The 4,131-nt window shown below is 43.8% G+C and carries 1 pseudogene; it reads left to right on the forward strand.

From position 1 onward, the window contains the following. A pseudogene (locus G3O08_RS20365) lies at positions 1 to 4,131 on the forward strand (hypothetical protein); the annotation flags it as partial.

Raw genomic sequence — 4,131 nt, forward strand, 5'->3', positions numbered from 1 at the left:
TTAATCTCCTTGGACTTCCTGCTACTATGGCAGATGTTGAAGCCATCAATTTTGATAATGCAGGAGCAGGTAACTGCTTAATTTGGTTCCTTAGCTTCGATGCTGACAATAGTAATGCTGACGAAGCAGCAGCTTCTTTCTTGGAAGGAAATGATGTTAACGCAGGTGACCTTACAGGATGTTTCGAACTATCAAATTCTATTGAAGTAGTGCGCGAAAACTGTGGTTCAGAATTTGACTGCCCTGATTTGGAAGCTAACTTCGGTGATGCTTGTGATGACCAGGATGAGACTACAGAAAATGATGAGATTGGTAATGATTGCCTTTGTGCAGGAACACCAATTCCAGATGTTCCTGAAAATGACCTCTGTGCTGACGCAATCGCTGTTGTGTGTGGAGAGACTGCTTCCGGAACTACTCTAGGAGCTACAGCCAATACTTCAATTCCATTCTGCGGAACCGGTCTGACTTCGGCTCCAGGCGTATGGTACTCGTTATCAGATTTTAGTGGAATTGTTTCTGTAACTACCTGTTCTGAAGGTGGTCCTGCATTTGATACCAAACTTGGTGTATTCTCTGGATCATGCGATGCACTAGTATGTGTTGGTGGTGATGACGATGCTTCATCTACTGAAACTGACCTTGACTGTACTATAGGCACTGCTACAGTGAACAGAGCTTCATTTGTTGAATTTGAAGCAAGCGCAGATGAGACTTATTATATTTATGTAACTGGTTTTAGTTCTGCAGCTGGAAACTTTGATTTGACTGTTTCTTGTCAGGTTATCGATTGTGTTACTCCAGAGCTAGCACTTTCGGCAGTTGATGTAGATGGTATAGCATTAGAAGGTTGTGTTGAGGCTGGTTCTGATTACTACGTAATGGCAACATTGAGTGGTGGGTCAGGCAATGCTACATACAACGTAACTGCTAATGGTGGCGACGCCGAGGTAGTTGATGCTGATGGTTCATTCACCTTTGGTCCTTTCACTGTTGGTACTTCTGTATCTGTGAATGCAGTAGGAGCAGATAGCGATATTTGTGAAGTTTCTGCTTCTATCGATTCTCCTGCTGTTTGTGCTCCATCTAATGACTCTTGTGCGGATGCTACAGCTATTGCTTGTGGTCAACCTATTGCAGGAAGTACATACGGTGCTACACTAAGTGGTATAGCTAGTCCATCTTGTGCTGGTGGTACACCAGCAGATGTATTCTACACTTTTGAGGCAATGCCTAATGTATCATATACTATTACCGTAAATGGTGATGATTATGATGGTGTTTTAGTCATCTACAGCGGATCATGTGATGATCTTTCTGAAATTGACTGTTCTGATAGCGGATTTACATCAGGAATTGCAGAGACGATCGACTTTACAGTCGATGAAGCCACTACAATCACTGTTCGTACCTATGACTGGTCTTCAACCCGCGGAAGCTTTACGCTTTCTGTGTCATGTGAAGATGTGGTAGTATTCGATTGTCCAGATCTTGAAGCCAACTTTGGTGATGCTTGTAATGACGACAACCCGGATACTGAAAACGATATGGTGAACGAAGACTGTATTTGTATGGGTACACCAATAGTTGTTGAATTCGACTGTCCAGATCTTGAAGCTAACTTTGGTGATGCTTGTAACGATGGAAACGATGACACTCAAAACGATGTAATCGTTGAAGGTTGTGGATGTGAAGGTACTCCGGTTGTTACTCCAACTTGTAATGACTTTGTATACTACATTTCTGATCACGCTGCTGCCGATGGTATCTCTGATATCTTTGAAGTAACAGTGAGTGGTGGTGTAGCTACAATGGAATACATTGCAACTAGCGACATCGAAATACACATTGCATACAATAGTGTTGACAATTTACTATACGCTGTAAGCAAGCATACAAACTCATACCGTACACTTAACCCACACGTTCCGGCTCCGTCATTTGGACCTACCGTAGCTTTGGGTGCAGATTACGGCGAGCTTACTGCTGCTGTATTTAATGCAGATGGAAAACTACTTATCGGTAGCCAAAACAACAACGCTATTTATAGTGTGAATGTGATCACTGACTTAGTATCACCTTATGATGCTTATTCTCCGGTTACAGGTGGTGACCTTGCTTTTGGATCTGATGGTATGCTTTACCTTGCTACACGCAGTGGTAATGGACTATACGAGAACTATCCTTCACCAGCGGTTGATAATCTTATTGGTAGCGTTCCTGTGAAAGTTACAGGTCTAGCAATTACCGATACAGATGAGCTATTGGTTTCTGCACAAGGGCAAACAAGCCTTCAATTGTACAGTACAGGTGGTGCTAACATAGGTTCATACCCACTTGAACTTGATGGTGAGGCTTACACACTTCGCGATGGTGACATGGCGTCGGGTTGTAATACTTTCGATCAGCCAAATGAAGGTGAGTGTCTGGATTACAAACTATTCTACATTCACCAAGCAGCAGGGGGCGGCGCAGAGCCACTTCTTGAAGTAACACTTAATGGTGATGGTACAGCTTCTTACACTACTGTAATGCCAAATCTGGGCGGCCACATTGGTCTATCTCCTGATGGAAGCCTTATTTACAATGTAAGTGGCAACAATAATCTTAAAGTTGTTGATGTAGCCTCTGCTACTGTAATTGCCACCCTTAGCATTCAAACTGCAGGTGGTATGAATATTTCTGGTTTCCCAACCGCAGTGGTTGGTTCTGACGGAACATTCTACGCAGGAAGCAGCAGCACAAACCAGGTCTATACAATTAACCCGGGTACAGGTATTGCTACTCCTTACGGACCAAGCAGAACTGTACAAGGTGGTGACTTGATTGAAGTAGAAAACGAAATCTGGTTGATTACACGTAACAACAATACATTTACCAATGTACTTACAGGCGCATCTTTTACCGTACCGGTGAATGAAATAAACGGTGCTGCTGTTCTTGACAACGGAAACGTATTGCTTGCTGATGGAAATGGCGGATCGCTTCTCAAAGAAGTTAATCTTGCGTCTATGGAAGTAGTTGCTACCTACGACATCGCATTGCCACTATTCAATGGTGACCTTGCTGGTGGATGTATCCTTAGCGGTGGTTTAAATACACAGTGTTACGGTTCAGAAATTCTTGACTTTAATCAAGGGCTTCAAACCAATGGTTCTGCTGTTCCAGCCAACCGTTCTGATGCAACTGCTGCTCTTGGTGAGCCAGACAGAAGCAACGCTGCGGGTGGTTTTGTATCACTCGGTGTTGGTGGATCTATCACGCTTGGTTTCGGTGGTGTTATTTATGACGCGCCAGGAAACGACATTCTTATCTGGGAAACTTCTTTTTCAGGTGACGCATGTGGTGGTAGTGATGATGAACAAGCTGATATAGCGCTTTCACAAGATGGTATCAACTTCGTATCTGTTGGTTCTATTTGTCGTGATGGTGGAGTTGATATTGCCGGTACTGGTCTTGATTATGTATCTGCAATTCGTATCACTAACTCAGCTAGCACAGGTTCACTTGATGGCTACGATCTAGATGGTGTTGAAGCAATTAATGGTTGTAGTGAAGAACCCGCTATTGAAAACGGTGACTGCTACGCTACTGAAGTTGTGGAATACATTCAAGGTTTGAAAAGCAATGGCGGTGCGATTGATGTAAATCGCACAAATCCACTTGAAGCTCTTGGTGCTCCTGAGCGCTCAAATGCAACAGGCGACTTGGTATTCGTATCTCTTGGATACGGTGGAAGTTTGACGCTTGCTTTTGATGGTGCAATTCCAAACGAAGCAGGTGATGACATCGAAATCGTTGAAACTACTTGGAATCGCACAAGCTGCGACGAGTACTTCGAGTTTGCTGATGTATATGTTTCAGTGAATGGCGATGATTACTTCTTTGCGAAAACAGTGTGTCGTGCCGACGGTTTTGTTGATATCAGCGATGCCGGTGCATTTGACTATGTGAATTTCGTGAGAGTCGTAAACAACGACACGCTTTCTACTACTCCTGATGCCTTTGACGTGGATGGTGTTGTAGCACTTCACAATTGTGAAGATGGCGACACTCCTGCTCAATTTGCTCCAGCATCTCAAAGCGAGCTTACCTCTTTCCCGAACCCTACATCAGGGCCTTCGCAAGTGG

It is taken from the genome of Cryomorpha ignava (assembly GCF_010686655.1).
GTDB classification, from domain to species: domain Bacteria; phylum Bacteroidota; class Bacteroidia; order Flavobacteriales_D; family Cryomorphaceae; genus Cryomorpha; species Cryomorpha ignava.